The following is a 16,080-nucleotide window of genomic DNA, read 5'->3' on the forward strand; positions in this document are numbered from 1 at the left end:
TATAAAAGTTAAATATATTCATATGTTTTTGGTTCTCTCAAACTGTTCGCCAATGTTCTTGGTACTACACGGGTTTGTGACTAAATTAAGTCTGATTTTCTGAATAATTAAATTCTTACAAATAGAAACTAATTCTTAAATTGCCTTAATCACCGATAGCATATGTTAGCAAATTACTTTTAAGATTATATCGTAAAAACAATCACCTTTTTAATGAAAAATGGCCTTTAAAATTTTTGCCATTTCCTAGTTCAACGGTAAACCAATAATCTGAAGCCAACAATTTTTCTCCATTAAAAGTGCCGTTCCACCCAATATCATTATACATTAGCCTTTTTACTAATTTTCCATATCGGTCAAAAATAGTTGTAACTGAATTTGGAAACTTTTCTATTGCTAGGATGTGCCAATATTCATTATATCCATCATTATTTGGTGTGAAAAATTTAGGATAATCTACCAGCACAATTTCTCGTTTATCACCGCCACAACCTTTTTTATCTCTAACCTGAACATCATAAACTCCTCCTAATATGTTGTAAAAAGTGTTGTTATCTTGAAAATTAAATCCATCAATACTGTATTCAAAATCGCCGTTACCAGCGGTTATAATTTCAATGTAATTATTGTCTGATAAATCTTGTGTTTTGACTTCGCTAATTTTAGGCAGAATTGAACGAATTAAATTAAATGAAAATGAATTTTCACAGGATATGCCATTACTTATTTTAGAAACCCGAAGAGTATAAATTCCTGAATCTATTAAATTTGCCTCGAAGGAATTAGAAATAACGGTGCCATTTTCAAAAGTCCATTTCCAAGAATCAAAATTTGAATCTGTAGCAAGATAAAGGAAGGGTTCTAAATCACATAAATTATATTCGTCTTTAATATTTATTTTAGGAAGTTCATTTACAATTAAATTAAAACTAGTTTCAGAATAACATAATGGATTTAATTTACTTTCTACCCTTACTTTAATGATTTGTGACCATCCTATTGTATTCTTAAAGCTTAAAGGTAAAGGACTTGGTAATATATTTCCATTTTGATCAGAATATGAAATAAGTAAACTCTCTTGATTTCCTATCAATTGATTTTCAATTGTTGAAGTATCAAAATTTCCAAAACCATTACCCTCATCGCAACCATATAACGTTTTAGGTTGATTAATCATTGGTTTTGCTGAGGTTACTAAATTTAGAAATGTTTCCGTATAACAATTTGTTTGGGGATTTGTAACTCTTACAGTTATAGTTTCTTGATTTGCTATGGAGTTTGTATATGGATTAGGCAGTGGATTTGCTAATTGGTTTCCTGTAGAATCAAAATAAGTTATCTTCATTCCTGTTTGATTTCCTAAAACATCGGACTCTATATTTGATGTATCAAAATATTCCGAAATACCGTCGTTGTTGTCATCACAGCCGATTAAAGTAGTTAACGAATGGGCGATAGGCTGGGGACTAGTTAAGAGATTAAAGTTCTTTTCTTGATAACAATTTGCATTTTCATCACTTATTCGTGCCTTGAGTATCTGTTTTAGCGGAACTGTGTTAATATAAGTCCCTGTTGCGGATAAGTTTATTAAATTATTATTTTCGTCAAAAATAGTAACTGTCATGTTTGTTTGGCTTCCAGCTATCATTCCTTTGACCTTACTTAAATCAAATTCTGCAAAACCATCTCCGTCATTATCGCAAGCATAAATGTCATCAATTGGAAAAGCTTTTGCTCCATCAACTACTATTACTTTAAAAATTGTTTCACTAAAACACGTTGGGTTATTTTTACTTGCAACACGTACTTTTATTGTTTCTTGACCAAACACTGAAGTATTACTTATATTATAGATTGGTGATCCATATGCTCCGTAATAAGTGATAATCATATTTTTTTGATCTCTCAAAACTTCTTTTTCAAGATGTGATGTAGGAAAAGAAGACACCCAATTTGAGTAACTACTATTATCTTCTGCACAAACATAAATGTCACTTATAGGGTGAGCAGTTGGCAGTTCTGTTATTTCGAGTTTTCTTTTTATAATTCGTGTTGTTCCTGTTGTACTTTTTACAGATGCGGTGATTTCATAAGTACCTGCGGTGACAAATACATATACTGGTTTTAAATCAGTTGATTGATTGGCCGCTCCAGAGATTTCATCCCCAAAACTCCAAGTAACTGAATCTACGCTTGAATAATTAATTAAATTAAATTTAGCGTCGCTTCCCAGACAAAGATCTTCAAAAGTTATATTTTGTTCAAAATTAGATTGTATAAATGTGGGTAGACCAAAAAAACTTTTTCTGTAAGGGGGATTAAATCCTTCTAAATCAATATTGTACCATGTAATATCAACATTGCTGCCATAAGTATTAGGATTTAGTACTTGAGATAGAGATGAACTGTCAGGCATAGAAATATAAATTTCTCCATCAATTCCAAGTTGTAAAGCTCCAGCGCCAATAGCTCCCCATGCCCTGTATTTCGAGTTGCTTATATCGGATGCTGTTAGATCAAATTGATATAAGTCACTAGTTAACGAATTATATTTATTGGTATTTATGTATAAAACCTGACTGCTTGGAGAAAACTCTAAACCATAAGGATGATCACCATCCATTATCTTGATTCCACTAGACACTGATCCCGTATTATTATCAAAATTAAATAGATATGCATTTCCGGGATATTGTGTTTTAGAATCAGTACCTATATAAGTATTCGCAATTGCCAATTTATTGCCATCTGGAGAAAACTTGATACATCCTATTGCATTATTTAAATAGCCATTTATAGGTATAGTAAAAATTGAAGGCGATATTACTGGAGTTGTATTTATTCCTGTGTTATCGATCTTAAAAACATAAAATTTATCAATAAAATGCGTTAAAAACCAAATTGCCGTGCCATCACTATTATATACCGCAGTTAGTTTTTCTGAACACTTATATTTTTTTTGTTCAGTATCTGATGGATTGTAAGTGATTAAGTGAATGTTTTTTGAAACAACTTCTCCTTCTCCGCCATTCAAACTCATGTCAATTATGGAGTAATTTAAGCCGTTATTGAGTCCGTCGTCTGAATCAGTAGTTAGATCAAATGGATCTAAATTTCTTGGATTTGGATCCGAATTGGGATAATATGCAGCTGTCAAGTCATTTGGCTCATCTAGAGTTACTAAATAATAAATGTTCTTTGAATTTGGTTTTGGTATTACAACTGAAGAATTTGAACTTGACCAATGCCCCTTCAGACCATCGCCATTTACCATTATATTATGATTCTTGTTCCAGACTTTTACACCGTTCGTATAAAATAATAAATTTCCATCCGAATCTGAAATGGAAGAGCATCCTTCATTTGTTTGGATTTTACCATCGGTCAAAAGCATTGGAGATCCATTTCTAAAATCTAAACCAGCAAATCTTCCAAAATACCAATTTGAAGCTTCGTTTTGAGCAAAATTCGGAAGCGTGAAAAAAAAGATACAAATTGCCAACAAAAGAGTCTTCATAAAATTTAGTACTTTAAAGATTTTAATTGTTTATAAATTATTGAATTCTATTTTTATTCTCTTAGCTTATTGTTGCTAACTCTCATGATACAAAAACAAACTTTCGAATTTACATTCATAAACAGTTGGAGTAGTGAAGGATTATTTTGCTTTATCTGTTTTCAAATATATTAAAATTTTCTTACAAGTTCTTAAAAGCATTTTTTATTTGTTTGATGCTCTTCTTAAGAACAGTGGCTTTTAACTAGTCCGGTTTTGAATGAAGTACGGCAGTGGAAATCCTTTTATGAAGCGGAGCGCAATAAAAGATTACTTCACAATGTTTTTAATTTTTAGCGGAGTTCAGTGAACTTTGTTTGTAACGTACAGCCTGACCGTGTTGCCAAACTATACAAAGTAATGTATGCAATAGTACTGCAACAAGGACACGCCCAAAAAAAGCCACAAAAAAAACCGACTTGTTTTCACAAATCGGTTCGTATTTAAAGGGGATTTCCGTTTATACAAATAAGCCTTCGATGCTTAAATAATGTTCTCCGGTGTCGTAACAAAAAGTCAAGACTTTGGCATTTTCAGGGATTTCATGCAGTTTTTTGGCCACTGCTGCGAGCGATGCTCCAGAGGATATTCCTACGAACATGCCTTCTTCTTTGGCGGCTCTTTGGGCATAAGTAAATGCTTCGTCTTTGCTCACTTGAATGGTTCCGTCCAGTAAATCAGTATGCAGGTTGGTGGGGATGAATCCTGCTCCAATTCCTTGAATAGGGTGGGGAGCCGGTGCGCCTCCGCTGATAACTGGTGAAGCTTCGGGTTCTACGGCGTAGACTTTTAGGTTGGGGAAATGTTGCTTTAATATTTCGGCACAACCAGTGATGTGACCGCCGGTTCCTACGCCGGTTATCAAATAATCCAGTCCGTCAGGGAATGCTTTTATGATTTCCTGAGCGGTGGTTGTTTTGTGAATTTCGATATTGGCAGGATTCTCAAATTGTAGCGGCGACCAAGCATTAGGAATTTCGTTTACTAGTTCCTGTGCTTTTTCCAGTGCGCCTTTCATTCCTTTTTCACGGGGTGTCAAGACAAATTCGGCACCATAAAGACTCATGAGTCGGCGTCTTTCTATCGACATGGATTCTGGCATGACCAGTATTAATTTATAGCCTTTTACAGCAGCAACCATGGCGAGACCAATTCCCGTATTTCCAGAAGTGGCTTCAATAATAGTACCGCCTGCGGCCAATAATCCTTTTGCTTCGGCATCTTCAATCATCGCAAGAGCGATTCTGTCCTTGATACTAGCTCCGGGATTGGCACGTTCCAGTTTTATCCAAACATTATGGTTGGCACCAAACAAACGATTGATTTTTACGTGTGGCGTGTTGCCTATTGTTTCGAGTATGTTGTTGTATTTTGTCATAATTTATATGGAGAAAAAATTAATATCTTTTGTTTCCTGTTGATTCAAAACAGTATTTTTATTGGATTGCATGACAAATGAATACGGATTCACACTCTTCGTTATAAACGTATTTCCGCCTATAATACTGTGGTTTCCTATGATGGTGCTTCCGCCCAAAATGGTGGCATTGGCATAAATAATAACATGGTCCTCTACGGTAGGATGGCGTTTTTTTTCCTGCATGTTTTTCTCGACTTGCAACGCTCCCAAAGTAACTCCTTGATAAATACTCACATGTTTTCCTATGGTTGTGGTCTCGCCAATGACAATTCCGGTTCCATGGTCAATCATAAACGGAACGTCGATGGTGGCACTTGGGTGAATGTCAATTCCGGTTTTGCTATGCGCATATTCGGTAAGAATTCGCGGTAGCAGGCAAGAGGTACGGGAAGCAATGGCATTGGCAATGCGATAGACTTCTATGGCAAAAAAACCGGGATAGGAATTGATGATTTCCTGAATGCAATCGGCAGCGGGATCCGTATCTAATATAGCTTGTGCATCTTTTTGCATGAATCCGTAAAGGTCAGGAAGTACGGTGTAAAAAGATTCGGCGTCATCCAGAATTTCATTGGCTGTCTTATCTTTTACAATCTCCGAAAGGATAGCAATAAAGTTGGCTTTGTTTTGGTCCAAAAGCAATTCGATTTGTATGGTTTCCAAAACTTTCTCGGGAAATAATATTTTGAATAAATCATCAATCCAATTGATAATTTTGGTAGAATCGATGGCTCTTACCCAATTTTTATTTTGGTTTTCATGCAGTGTATTCGAAAAACGGATGGTTTCAGTATTCATTTATGATGGAATAAAATCGGAATTGAATTTAGTAAAATCGCTTGAAATACAAATATAAAGCAGAATTGAATAGGTTCATAACGCTGCTTTGTAAATAAATGTTAATATGTTAAATTCCCACAAAATGGATGTTTTGTGTTGGAAATAATTCCATAAAAAAATCCGATTTGCTTTCACAAATCGGATTACTATATAATCTGAAATCTTAATTTTAAATTCTTAAATCTATAAGTGGATTACCTCACCATACGCATCAGCCACAGCTTCCATAACAGCCTCACTCATAGTAGGGTGTGGGTGAATTGATTTTAGGATTTCATGTCCTGTAGTTTCCAGTTTACGCGCTACAACTGCCTCAGCAATCATATCAGTAACTCCGGCTCCAATCATGTGACATCCTAACCATTCTCCGTATTTAGCATCAAAAATTACTTTTACAAAACCATCCGGTGTTCCGGCAGCTTTTGCTTTTCCTGAAGCTGAGAACGGGAATTTACCAATTTTCAATTCGTATCCTTTTTCTTTAGCTTGTTTTTCAGTCAAACCTACAGAGGCAATTTCTGGAGTTGCATACGTACAACCCGGAACGTTTCCATAATCGATAGGTTCTACATGTAATCCTGCAATTTTTTCCACACAGTTGATTCCTTCAGCAGAAGCTACGTGAGCTAATGCTTGTCCTGGCGTAACATCACCAATGGCGTAATAACCCGGAATGTTGGTTTGGTTGTAAGCATTCACCAAAATTTTATCTTTGTCAGTAGCAATTCCTACTTCTTCTAATCCAATGTTTTCAATGTTAGTTTTGATTCCAACAGCCGAAAGTAAAATTTCAGCTTCTAATACTTCTTCTCCTTTAGCCGTTTTTACAAATGCTTTAACACCTGCTCCAGTAGTATCAATTCTCTCAACAGATGAGTTAGTCATGATTTTGATCCCTGCTTTTTTCAAAGAACGTTCCATTTGTTTCGAAATGTCTTCGTCTTCAACAGGAACTACATTTGGCATAAATTCTACGATGGTTACATCAGTTCCCATAGAGTTGTAGAAATGTGCAAATTCAATTCCAATCGCTCCGGAACCAACAATAATCATCGATTTTGGTTGCGTTGGTAATGTCATTGCTTGTCTGTAACCAATTACTTTTACTCCATCTTGAGGCAAGTTTGGTAACTCGCGAGAACGTGCTCCAGTCGCTACAATGATATGATCTGCACTGTATTCAGTAACTTTATTGTCTTTGTCAGTAACATCAACTTTCTTTCCTGGTTTTAATTTTCCAAAACCATCAATCACGTCGATTTTATTTTTTTTCATCAAGAATTGAACACCTTTGCTCATTCCATCAGCTACTGAACGGCTGCGTTGTACCACAGCAGGGAAGTCTTTATCAAATGATGAAACAGTCAATCCATAATCAGAAGCGTGTTTTAGATAATCAAAAACCTGAGCTGATTTTAGTAATGCTTTAGTTGGAATACAACCCCAGTTCAAGCATACACCACCTAAGTTTTCTTTTTCTATTACGGCTACTTTAAAGCCTAATTGTGATGCTCTAATAGCTGTAACATAACCACCTGGACCACTTCCTAAAACTATAATATCGTATTTCATTTCAAAGTTTTTTATTTGTTTTTTATTGGTAAAATGAATTCGTAAAAATTCATTTCATTTTGTGTGTTTTTCTTGTTTAATTGATTGGGCGAATTTAAGGATTTATTCTGTTTTGAGAAAGTTTCAAAGTAATAAAGTAGCAAACTAACAAATTTTCAGAAAAAGACCTTGGTTTTAAACAAACTGCTACAAGGTAAAAATCAAATTTGTGTTTTTTTAGCCTTTGTCGCTTTGTGAAAAAAACTAATTCGCTACCGAAAACTGAGAATCATACAAGTTTTTGTAATACCCACTTTCACGGTTTATTAATTCCTGATGCGTTCCTTGTTCTACTATCAATCCTTTGTCCATTACCACAATTTTATCTGCGTTGACAATCGTTGCTAAACGATGTGCAATCACAATGGATGTTCTGCCTTTGGTAATCGTTTCTGTAGCACGCTGAATCAATTCTTCAGAATATGTATCTATCGATGAAGTGGCTTCGTCCAGAATCAAAATACTCGGATTACTGACATACGCTCTCAAAAAAGCAATCAATTGGCGCTGACCCGAAGAAAGCATAACGCCCCGTTCCTTCACATCAAAATCATAATTATCCGGCAAACTCATGATGAATTCATGGACGCCAATTTTTTTGGCTGCAGCCAAAACCTGTTCGCGACTAATTTCAGGATTGTTCAAGGTAATATTGTTGAAAATAGTATCGGCAAAAAGGAAAACATCCTGCAATACTACTGCAATTTGTTTTCGTAAGGAACTCAATGTGTAATTCTCAATATTGTGATTGTCTATATAAATTGAACCGCTGTTGATTTCGTAAAAACGATTCAGCAAATTAATAATTGTAGATTTTCCGGCACCTGTAGAGCCTACAATCGCAATAGTTTGCCCGGCACTAACCTCTAAATCAATTCCTTTTATCACTTCTTCATCCGAAATATATCCAAAACGTACCTTTTTAAATTTGATGTCTCCCTTAAAGATTGGCGCTTCGATAACTCCAGTATCTTGAATTTGATCTTCGGTATCTAAAATATCAAAAACACGGTTCGCGGCAATCATTCCCAGTTGCATCTCGTTGAATTTATCCGCAATTTGACGCAATGGATTGAATAACATCCCGATGAACATCGTGTACGAAAATAAATCTCCAAAAGTGGTGAAATTATCTCCGTTTAATATCTTGATTCCACCATACAAGACAATAAAACCAAGGGTTAAGGATGAAATAATATCGGCAATAGGAAAAAATATGGAGTTATAAAGAATGGTTTTTATCCATGCTTTTTTGTGCTTGTCGTTGATGCTTTTGAATTTTTCGTATTCAATTTCTTCCCGATTAAAGAGTTGGACAATCTTCATTCCCGTCACGCGTTCCTGTACAAAGGAATTCATATTGGCAATTTGGGTACGTACTTCCTCAAAGGCGATTTGCATTTTCTTTTGGAAAATTCGAGTGAAATAAACTAGAATAGGCATCGCCACAATCACAATCCATGTCAGTTTCCAGTTCATGTAAAACATAAAAGCCAGTACCACAACCATCTTCATCAAGTCACTTATAATCATAAACAATCCCTGACTAAAAATTCGGGCAATGGATTCAATATCTGAAACCGAACGTGTCACTAGTTGTCCCACAGGAACGTGATCAAAATATTTCATTCGGAAACTTAAAATATGGCGAAATAATTTTGTTCGAATGTCTTTCACAATATCCTGACCGAGCCAGTTCGCCCAATACACAAAGTAGAACTGCGAGAATACTTCCAGTAAAAGTACAATTCCCATCAGGATTACATACAATAATAAGCCCTTTTGGTCTTGGGTTGCGATGTAACCATCTACGGTTTGTTTCAATAAATACGGACGTAATGCCGCAAAAATCGACAGTGAAACGGCAAAAATAATCACACCGTTAAAACGCCATTGATAGGGTTTGGTGAATTTTAATATTCGTTTGAATAATCTGGTATCAAATGCTTTTGCTTTCATGTTTTTTGGAGCTATTCCTGCTATTCGTTGCAATCTTTTATGTTTTTGGCAACAAAAACATAAAAGGATTTTCACTGCTATCAGGGCTATTGCGTAATGTAATCGTATTCTATTTTGGTTAAATACAAACCATGCGCCGGAACCGAAAAACCAGCTTTATCTCGGTTTTTACTTTCTATTATGGCATTAAAATCAGCCAGTGTAATCTTGTGTAATCCTATGTTTACCAATGTTCCTACAATGGCACGCACCATATTGCGTAAAAAACGATTGGCCGAAATGGTAAAAATCAGATTGCCGTTTTGTAGCTTCCAATAGGCTTCAAAAACCGTACAGTCAAATGTGTTTACATCAGTATTTACTTTTGAAAAACATTGAAAATCAGTGTGATTGAATAGTAGTTGCGCCGCTTCATTCATCAAATCGATATCTAACTTTTGATGGAAATACCAACTTTGCTCTTGCGAGAAAACATCTTTGAACGTATTGATATGATATTCGTAGGTTCTTTTTGTGGCATCAAAACGGGTGTGCGCTTCATCATGAACCGGAATAATTGCATAAATCACAATATCTTTAGGAAGATAAGAGTTGAGTTTATGCACTAAACTTGGAATATCAAATAGTGTTTCAAAATCAAAATGAGCATACATTTCTTTGGCGTGAACGCCGGTATCCGTTCTTCCGGCTCCCATAAGATTGATAGTTGTATTCAATAGCACCGAAAACGCTTTGTTCATCGTTTCCTGAACGGAAGCAGCATTGGGTTGGTATTGCCAGCCGTGATAATGGATTCCGTTGTATGCTAATTTGATGAAATATCTCAAGTGAATTTTTTTGAAGCCACAAAGATACTTATTAATTTTTTTGCCACGAAGTCGCTAAGGCGCAAAGTTTGTTAAGTTTCAATTTGATTTTTTATTTGGAATTTGAATGTCTAATTTTACCACAAAATCCTAGCCCTGATAGAAGTGAAAATCCTTTATTGTTTTTGCTGCCAAAAATAATAAAGATTGTAACGGATAGCTGGCACGAGCGAAGCGAACTGACGAAGTAAATTGCTCCAGATTCCTTCGTACCTCGTAATGATACCATAAATATGAAAAAAATACTACTCCTTTCTGATACGCACAGCCATATTGATGATACGATTTTGAAATATGTTGCTCAGGCTGATGAAGTGTGGCATGCTGGCGATATTGGTGATTTGGCTGTAACCGATGCGATTAAAAAGCTAAAACCGTTGCGTTGTGTTTATGGTAATATTGACGATGCAAAAGCCCGATTAGAATTTCCGTTGCACAATCGTTTTATGTGTGAAGGAGTCGATGTTTGGATTACGCATATTGGCGGGTATCCGGGGAAATACAATCCCAATATTAGAGCAAAGATGGAATCGAATCCACCAAAATTATTTATTTGTGGACATTCGCACATCCTGAAAGTCATTTTTGATAAAAAACATAATTTATTGCACATGAATCCCGGTGCAGCTGGAAAAAGTGGCTTTCACCAAGTGCGCACGATGTTGCGTTTTGTGATTGAGGGAGATAAAATCAAGGATATGGAAATTATTGAGATGGAAAAACGGGTGTAGTTGTTTTTTTTTGATAGGAAATAGGCACTTCAATAGCCACAGTTGTTCCGGAATCAATCTTTGAATGTATTGTGATAGTCCCTTTTAGATTATTTATTCGGGCTTTAATCTGGTTGATTCCAAAACCTTCCAGGATATAAAATTTATCGGAGTCAAATCCTCGACCGTTATCCTCGATTTTGATTTGGAGTGATTTATTGTTTTCTTGAATAGTCAGGTTAGCCTGAGTGGCAAGACTGTGTTTTATGATATTGTTGAGTAGTTCCATTATTATAAAATACATTTTCATTTCAAAATCCTCATTGTAACGTGTTTTTGTTGGTACAACAATAGAGTAATTAAATTGAATTACGGAGTTTGAATTTTTCTCGCATAAATCTTCTAATGCGTAAAATAAACCAAATCGTGCTAAAAGTGTCGGCATCAATTCATGGGATAAATCTCTTATTTGATCGTGTGCTTCTTCTAATATGGCTTTAGTTTTTATAATTTCTTCGGCATTAGTATGGTTTTGAGAGGTAAATGCATTGAGGTGTAATCCTGCTGAGGATAATAAGGCGCTGATGTTATCATGCAAAAACGAAGCAATTTTTTTTCGTTCTAATTCTTGTCCGTTGATAGATGCGTTGATTGTATTTTGTTGCAGTTGACTTTGTATGTCTTTAATTCTGTTTTTTTGCTTAAGCTTTGAGTTTTCTGAGAAAATGTAAAAAAGGAAAAAGAAAAATAATAAAAGGACAATTATTACAATTACAATTTTTTTGTTTCTGGATTGCTCTTGTATAAGTAAATACTCTTTGGTTTTGTACTCGTTTCCAATTTTGTCGATTTCTCTTTTATACTCATCAATCTCAAGATTTATTCCGGCAACATTTGCTTTGTTTAGCTTTTCCTCGTTATTTAATTTAATAGTAAGGTCATTGTAAAGTGCCAAATTCTTATATGCATTTTCATAATCTCCATTTTTTAATAAAAATTTAGAAAACTCATGATGTGAATACGACAAGTCTGATTTTTCATTTCCTTCATTTCCTAATCTGATGGCATTCTGAAAAAAAAACGACGCTTTTTGAGTGTCATTTTTATAGCTATAATACATTCCATTTAGCATGTTCAGTGCAACAATGGTTGATTCATCACCATGTTTTTTGTGGTGTTTATTGATGTATTTTAAATAGGGAAGACCCTCTTCATAGCGTCCAATGTCAAAATACGCCCAGGTAATATTAAGTTTAGTAAAAACTATTTGAGCTGAATCATGAATTTTTGTGCTGTATTGCAACGATTTTTTGTAGTAGTAAATTCCTTTTTCATATTGTTTTTTGTCAAAGCAATAAATGTTTCCCAAGTTATTATTTAACCAGTTTTTTAAAACATCATTATTTGTTTTATTGGCGTAGATTAATCCTTTATTGTAATAAAAAAAAGCTTTTTCATATTCAGATAATTGGTCAAAATTTGCTGCAATTGTGTTGTAGGTTGCAGCAATTAGATTGTCGTCTTTTAAAGCAATAGCATGTGTTAGGGCATGTCTTGATTTTACTAATGATTTTTCAAAATTACCCGCTTTCATAAGCTCATTGGCTTCTTTTGCAAGTTGTGTAACTTCTTTCTTTTGGGGTAATTTTTTATGTGCAAAAACAGTAATTCCAGAGAAATTAAGTAGTAAAATCAATACTATAACAATTTGTTTGTACGGCATAGATAATTTGATTTTTCTGTTTATGGTTGTTTTTAATTAAAAGTAAATCGCATTTGTGATTCACAAATCAGGATTTAATTAATTTGTTTTTAATGGCATATTTAACCAGACTTATTGAGTTTTTTGCGTCCAGTTTTTTCATTATATTTTTGCGGTGGGTTTCAACAGTATTCACACTGATAAACAGTTGGTCACTAATTTCTTTACCGCTGTATTCAAGTGATATTAAGGTGATAATTTCTAACTCACGATCCGTTAAAATAGAACTTACGGCAGACTCATTTTTAATTAATTTCACATTGTCTTTTGTAACGGTACTAAAGATTTTTTCCCGTACTGATTTACAAAAATATTCTTCGCCTCTGGATACGGCCTGAATTGCTTCAACAATGTTTTCACCGGCACATTTTTTTGTCAAATAACCACTGCTGCCCAGTTTCATGACTTCCTTTATTATTCTTAAATCATCATAACTGGATAAAACAATAATTTTACAGGGAAATCCTTTTTCGGCAAATTCCTTAATGACTTCAATTCCATCTTTTTTAGGCATATTAATATCTAAAATAAGAATGTCGGCTTTATTTTCGGTAACCTCATTGAAAATGGTGTCTCCATTGAGAGAGAATCCAACTACTTCAAAATCAGGAAGGGTATGCAGCAACGTACGAATACCATCAATAAGTATTTGATGGTCATCAGCAAGGTGAATTCTAATTTTTTGTAACATATCGTAATTACTATTTTCAAATTTATAAAAAAAATAGGAGAATATCATTTTATAAGATTTTTATTCTTTTTTTAATCCAAATAAAAAAGATTAGACACAAAAAAACCCGAATTGTTACATTCGGGTTCTCTTCGCACTAATAAACTAAAGTTTATAGGTTTACCTCAATCTGTCCACAGATTTTACAAGATCTTCATCCTTTTTGATAGCTTTATTAGCCAAGACTAATAACACGATAGCAACTACAGGTAGAAACATCCCAATACCTTTCTCTGAAACAGCAGGTGTTTCTCCAGATAGATTTAGTGAACGATATACAAACAATCCTAATAAAATCAAATTTAATATGATATTCAATCTGCCAATAACAAATTGATTTTGTCTTTTTTTATAGGAAACAATACTTAACAAAGTCAGTGTAGTACTCAATCCCAGTATTATGGTATATATTTGACTTTGCATGAAATAAAAGTCTTTTCCATCTTTCATTGTCCATAACGGAATAAAAAATAGTAAGATGCCTGTAACAACAAAAGCAAGTAGTAAATATATGGTCTGAATTCTTTGTATCATTTGTTAAATATCTTTTACAAAAATATATTTTCTTTTTAATAAATACTATTGTCTGATTAAATTTTATTCGTATTATTGCATCATAATACCGTAAGCACTTCATACTGCGGTTGATTCAAAATAAAGTTCACTACCTATCTTTTACATTTTTTCCAAAAATTAATTAAACTCATAGAACATTCATGTTTGATATTTCTGCATTAAAAGAAATGAAGCTTTCTGAGCTTCAAGAAATAGCTAAATTAGCTAAAACCATAAAATTTAACGGTGTAAAAAAAGAGACATTAATTAGTCAAATATTAGAGCATCAAGTGGTAAATGTTGATTCAGCATCAGATACAAAAAAAGAAAATAACCTTGATGACGATAAACCTAAAAGAGTTAGAATAGTTCCTGTAAAAAAAGCGGCAATTCAAAAAGCGGTACCAAATTCTCTTTTTGAAAAAGAAGAAGTTGTAGCTGAAATAAATACTCCAGTTGAAAATAATCTTCCAATTGAAGTTGTTTCAAAAGAAGAAGAATCGGCTCCAAAGCCAGAATCTGAAGGGAATGAGAAAAAAGTAGGTAAAATTATTAAATTTAATAAATCAGCTTACGAGAAGAAAATTGCTTTAAAAAAGGATAAAGAAGAAGTAAAAGAAGCAAGCACTGAGAATGTGATAGTTGCTGATACAGCAACTGAAGAGAAAACAGAAGCTCCTGTTTCTCCAGTAAAAAAGATAAATCCAAACCAATTACATAAGCAGAATCCAAATCAGAATCCGAACCAAAACCCAAATCAAAACGGTAATGGAAACGGGAATCCAAATTTTAAAAATAAAAAAAGCAATTTCGCTGCTTCCGATTTTGAATTTGATGGAATTATTGAAAGTGAAGGTGTTCTAGAAATGATGCCGGATGGATATGGTTTCTTGCGTTCTTCAGATTATAATTATTTAGCTTCGCCAGATGATATTTATTTATCAACTTCCCAAATCAGATTATTCGGTCTTAAAACCGGGGATACTGTAAAAGGTGTGGTTCGTCCACCAAAAGAAGGAGAGAAATTTTTCCCATTAGTACGCGTTTTAAAAATAAACGGACACGATCCTCAAGTAGTTCGTGATAGAGTTTCATTCGAACATTTAACGCCTGTTTTTCCTTCAGAAAAATTTAAATTAGCCGAAAAGCAAAGCACTATTTCAACACGAATTATCGATTTGTTTTCACCAATAGGAAAAGGACAACGTGGAATGATTGTTGCGCAACCCAAAACGGGTAAAACGATGTTGCTTAAAGAAATTGCCAATGCAATAGCGGCAAATCATCCTGAAGTGTATTTAATCGTTTTATTGATTGATGAACGTCCGGAAGAGGTTACCGATATGCAGCGTAGTGTGCGTGGTGAGGTAATCGCTTCTACTTTTGACAGAGAACCACAAGAGCATGTGAAAATTGCCAATATCGTTCTTGAAAAAGCTAAACGATTGGTAGAATGTGGTCACGATGTAGTGATTCTATTGGATTCCATTACGCGTTTAGCCAGAGCATATAATACAGTTCAGCCAGCTTCAGGTAAAGTATTAAGTGGTGGTGTGGATGCAAATGCATTGCAAAAACCAAAACGTTTCTTTGGAGCTGCCCGTAATGTAGAAAATGGTGGTTCATTAAGTATTATCGCTACTGCATTGACTGAAACTGGTTCGAAAATGGACGAAGTTATTTTCGAAGAATTTAAAGGAACTGGTAATATGGAATTGCAATTAGATAGAAAAATTGCTAACAAACGTATTTTCCCGGCTATCGATTTGACTTCTTCAAGTACAAGACGTGACGATATGTTATTGGATCAAAAAACATTGCAAAGAATGTGGATTATGAGAAAATACCTTTCGGATATGAATCCAGTGGAAGCGATGGATTTCATTAATGATCGTTTCAAGAAAACGAAGAATAATGAAGAATTTTTAATCTCAATGAATGATTAATTAAAAATTGTAGAGTTTTTTTAGTTTAAGGTTTAAAATTGGAAAAAGATTGAGCTGAAAAAATAATGATATAAAAAAAGTCCTCGATTTTCGAGGACTTTTTTGTGAATTATAGAGACTAAAAT

General features: G+C 34.2%; 11 protein-coding genes. 2 read left to right on the top strand and 9 right to left on the bottom strand.

Translation table 11 applies throughout. The features are described 5' to 3' along the window. Positions 1-202: 202 nt before the first annotated feature. The 6 genes from QLS65_RS06625 to truA form a co-directional block, all read right to left on the bottom strand. Positions 203-3,517, bottom strand: coding sequence for a T9SS type B sorting domain-containing protein (locus QLS65_RS06625; protein ID WP_282716103.1), 3,315 nt, complete (start codon positions 3,515-3,517; stop codon positions 203-205). 499 nt (positions 3,518-4,016) lie between these two features. After that, complete coding sequence (gene cysK, locus QLS65_RS06630; RefSeq protein WP_282716104.1) at positions 4,017-4,934, bottom strand: cysteine synthase A; 918 nt, start codon at positions 4,932-4,934, stop codon at positions 4,017-4,019. Between the two features lie 3 nt (positions 4,935-4,937). Then, positions 4,938-5,774, bottom strand: coding sequence for a serine O-acetyltransferase (locus tag QLS65_RS06635; protein ID WP_121342478.1), 837 nt, complete (start codon positions 5,772-5,774; stop codon positions 4,938-4,940). 225 nt (positions 5,775-5,999) lie between these two features. Beyond that, the gene (gene lpdA, locus QLS65_RS06640) at positions 6,000-7,388 is read right to left on the bottom strand and encodes a dihydrolipoyl dehydrogenase (RefSeq protein ID WP_099714842.1); all 1,389 of its coding nucleotides are present in this window, start codon (positions 7,386-7,388) and stop codon (positions 6,000-6,002) included. A 243-nt stretch (positions 7,389-7,631) separates the two neighbouring features. Further along, complete coding sequence (locus tag QLS65_RS06645; protein WP_282716480.1) at positions 7,632-9,386, bottom strand: ABC transporter ATP-binding protein; 1,755 nt, start codon at positions 9,384-9,386, stop codon at positions 7,632-7,634. An 86-nt stretch (positions 9,387-9,472) separates the two neighbouring features. Continuing rightward, positions 9,473-10,213 carry a tRNA pseudouridine(38-40) synthase TruA gene (gene truA, locus QLS65_RS06650; RefSeq protein WP_282716106.1) on the bottom strand — a complete coding sequence of 247 codons (741 nt, stop codon included), beginning with the start codon at positions 10,211-10,213 and terminating at the stop codon, positions 9,473-9,475. Between the two features lie 272 nt (positions 10,214-10,485). Here truA and QLS65_RS06655 point away from each other — a divergent pair, with 272 nt between their 5' ends. Beyond that, positions 10,486-10,983: a metallophosphoesterase family protein gene (locus tag QLS65_RS06655; RefSeq protein WP_282716108.1), complete on the top strand. Its 498-nt coding sequence runs from the start codon at positions 10,486-10,488 to the stop codon at positions 10,981-10,983. On the opposite strand, the gene QLS65_RS06660 is transcribed toward QLS65_RS06655, so the two are convergent. From QLS65_RS06660 to QLS65_RS06670, 3 genes are all read right to left on the bottom strand, one after another. Beyond that, positions 10,958-12,685 (bottom strand): tetratricopeptide repeat-containing sensor histidine kinase, encoded by a 1,728-nt coding sequence (locus QLS65_RS06660; protein WP_282712479.1) that lies wholly within the window; start codon positions 12,683-12,685, stop codon positions 10,958-10,960. The genes QLS65_RS06655 and QLS65_RS06660 overlap by 26 nt on opposite strands. 67 nt (positions 12,686-12,752) lie before the next feature. Further along, entirely contained in the window at positions 12,753-13,415 is a 663-nt protein-coding gene (locus QLS65_RS06665; protein ID WP_099714846.1) for a response regulator, read from the bottom strand. Positions 13,416-13,574: 159 nt separating this feature from the next. Further along, positions 13,575-13,988: a DUF4293 family protein gene (locus QLS65_RS06670; protein ID WP_282712480.1), complete on the bottom strand. Its 414-nt coding sequence runs from the start codon at positions 13,986-13,988 to the stop codon at positions 13,575-13,577. Positions 13,989-14,170: 182 nt separating this feature from the next. On the opposite strand from QLS65_RS06670, the gene rho reads away from it, so the two are divergent. Next, a complete protein-coding gene (rho, locus tag QLS65_RS06675; RefSeq protein WP_282716110.1) occupies positions 14,171-15,955 on the top strand; it encodes a transcription termination factor Rho in 1,785 nt (594 codons plus the stop codon). The last annotated feature ends 125 nt before the right edge of the window (positions 15,956-16,080 follow it).

Origin of the sequence: Flavobacterium algoritolerans (genome assembly GCF_030010385.1) — a bacterium.
GTDB lineage: Bacteria > Bacteroidota > Bacteroidia > Flavobacteriales > Flavobacteriaceae > Flavobacterium > Flavobacterium algoritolerans.

Bases quoted from the DNA above. Each gene is read 5' to 3' on its own strand.
- QLS65_RS06635 (WP_121342478.1), bottom strand. From the start codon at position 5,774: ATGAATACTGAAACCATCCGTTTTTCGAATACACTGCATGAAAACCAA.
- QLS65_RS06665 (WP_099714846.1), bottom strand. From the start codon at position 13,415: ATGTTACAAAAAATTAGAATTCACCTTGCTGATGACCATCAAATACTT.
- rho (WP_282716110.1), top strand. From the start codon at position 14,171: ATGTTTGATATTTCTGCATTAAAAGAAATGAAGCTTTCTGAGCTTCAA.
- QLS65_RS06645 (WP_282716480.1), bottom strand. From the start codon at position 9,386: ATGAAAGCAAAAGCATTTGATACCAGATTATTCAAACGAATATTAAAA.
- cysK (WP_282716104.1), bottom strand. From the start codon at position 4,934: ATGACAAAATACAACAACATACTCGAAACAATAGGCAACACGCCACAC.
- QLS65_RS06655 (WP_282716108.1), top strand. From the start codon at position 10,486: ATGAAAAAAATACTACTCCTTTCTGATACGCACAGCCATATTGATGAT.
- QLS65_RS06660 (WP_282712479.1), bottom strand. From the start codon at position 12,685: ATGCCGTACAAACAAATTGTTATAGTATTGATTTTACTACTTAATTTC.
- QLS65_RS06625 (WP_282716103.1), bottom strand. From the start codon at position 3,517: ATGAAGACTCTTTTGTTGGCAATTTGTATCTTTTTTTTCACGCTTCCG.
- QLS65_RS06670 (WP_282712480.1), bottom strand. From the start codon at position 13,988: ATGATACAAAGAATTCAGACCATATATTTACTACTTGCTTTTGTTGTT.
- lpdA (WP_099714842.1), bottom strand. From the start codon at position 7,388: ATGAAATACGATATTATAGTTTTAGGAAGTGGTCCAGGTGGTTATGTT.